This window comes from Streptomyces sp. NRRL B-24572 (assembly GCF_002156145.1).
Classification (GTDB): Bacteria; Actinomycetota; Actinomycetes; order Streptomycetales; family Streptomycetaceae; genus Streptomyces; species Streptomyces vietnamensis.
This window is the reverse complement of record NZ_MWIG01000762.1, coordinates 1-1,640: the sequence shown is the minus strand read 5'-3', so window position 1 is coordinate 1,640 and position 1,640 is coordinate 1. Positions and strand designations below refer to the sequence as shown.

General features: G+C 75.2%; 2 protein-coding genes and 1 riboswitch. Of the genes, one reads left to right on the top strand and one right to left on the bottom strand.

What is annotated here, in order from left to right; translation table 11 throughout:
• Window positions 1-993 (bottom strand): glycine oxidase ThiO (gene thiO, locus CCN56_RS35345; protein ID WP_086831871.1); only part of this gene is annotated, 993 nt, incomplete at its 3' end.
• A riboswitch (TPP riboswitch) is annotated at window positions 991-1,104 on the bottom strand. It overlaps the preceding gene by 3 nt.
• Before the next feature lie 133 nt (window positions 1,105-1,237).
• Between thiO and CCN56_RS35340 the strand changes: the two genes are divergently transcribed.
• Window positions 1,238-1,640, top strand: a 403-nt coding sequence (locus CCN56_RS35340) for an FAD-dependent oxidoreductase (RefSeq protein WP_373412940.1), incomplete at its 3' end; no start/stop codon positions are given.

The window sequence follows — 1,640 nt, the reverse complement described above, 5'->3', positions numbered from 1 at the left end:
GCCGAGGAGGGGGGCGTTGTCCGGGGAGCCCGGGCGCAGGCCGGCGCAGGTCTCGGTGAGCGGCAGCTCGGTGAGTCCGGGGACCAGCTCGTGGGCGTCGCGGAGGAGTTCGTACACCCCGCCCGCCGTCACCGTGGTGTCCCAGCCCAGTTCCTCGCTGGTGGCGCCGACGACGAGCTCGCCGTTCTCGCGGGGCACCAGGTAGACGTGGCTGCCGCGGACGACGGCCCGGACGGTGCGGGAGAGGAAGGGGGCGTACGGCGCGGGGACCCGGAGGCGCAGGACCTGGCCCTTCACGGGGCGGACCGGTGGCAGCACCTCCTCCGGCACGCCCGCGAGCCGCCCGCTGAGGCTGCCCGCGGCGAGCACGACCTGGTCGGCCGTCAGCTCCTCGCCGCCGGCGAGCACGGCACCGCGGGCCCGGTCGCGTACGACCGCCAGGCGTTCCGCGAGCGTGCGGTGGAAGACCACCCCGGCCCGCTCGCAGGCCGTCACGAGCGCGGCGGCCAGCCGGCGCGGGTCGACCTGGTGGTCGCCGTCGACCCGGAGTCCGCCGCGGACGCCGGGCGCCAGCATCGGTTCGAGGCGGCGGCACTCGCGGCCGCTGAGCCATTCGGAGACGAGCCCGCAGCGGGTCTGCAGGGCGTGCAGTTCGCGCAGGTGGGCCCGGTCGTCGGCGTCGAGGGCGACGGCGAGGGTGCCGCAGGCCCGGTAGCCGACGTCGTGGCCGGTGGCCTCCTCCAGTTCGGCGGCGAAGGCGGGGTAGCGGGCCGCGGAGGCGAGGTTGAGCCCGAGCAGGGTCTCCTCGCCGTAGTGGAGTTCGGTGACGGCGGCGAGCATGCCGGCCGCGACCCGCGCGGCCCCGCCGCCCGGGTCCGGGTCGACGACGGCGGTGCGCAGTCCGCGCTGTGCGGCCCGCCAGGCCGTGACCAGGCCGATGATGCCGCCCCCGACCACGAGGACGTCGGACACGTGGACATCGGAAGAACGCATGGGCGTCCAGCCCCTCCCTTCGCCGGCATGACCCGGATCAGGTTCGTACGGTCGGAGGCCGTCCCAGCCTCCCTCTCAGCCCGGTGCGTCCGGGCTCCCGCGAGTGCTTTACGCCCGCCAGACTAGCCCGCGTCTCCGGGGGGCCACAGACCCCTCCCTTCCTGACGATCCGTCAGATGCGTAAGGTGGTCGGGTGAGCGAGCAGAAGCAGGTCCAGCAGCACGTCGTGATCGTCGGCGCCGGAATGGCGGGCGTCCAGACCGCCGTCGCCCTGCGCGAGCAGGGCTTCACCGGCCCCGTGACCCTCATCGGGGCCGAACCCCACCAGCCCTACGACCGGCCGCCGCTCTCCAAGGCGATCCTCCTCGGCAAGGCCGAGGACTCCGCCTTCGAGATCGACTTCGAGGACCTCGGCATCGAGCTCCGCCTCGGCCTGGACGTCACCGGCCTCCGCGCCGCCGACCACGAGATCGACACCGAGGCCGGCCCCGTCGCGTACGACACCCTGGTCGTCGCCACCGGGGCCCAGCCCGTCGTCCTGCCCGGCACCGAGGGCGTTCCCGGGGTCCACCTGCTGCGCACCCTGGACGACGCCGTGCGCCTCGGGCCCGTCCTGGAGCGCCGCCACTCCGTCGTGGTCGTCGGCG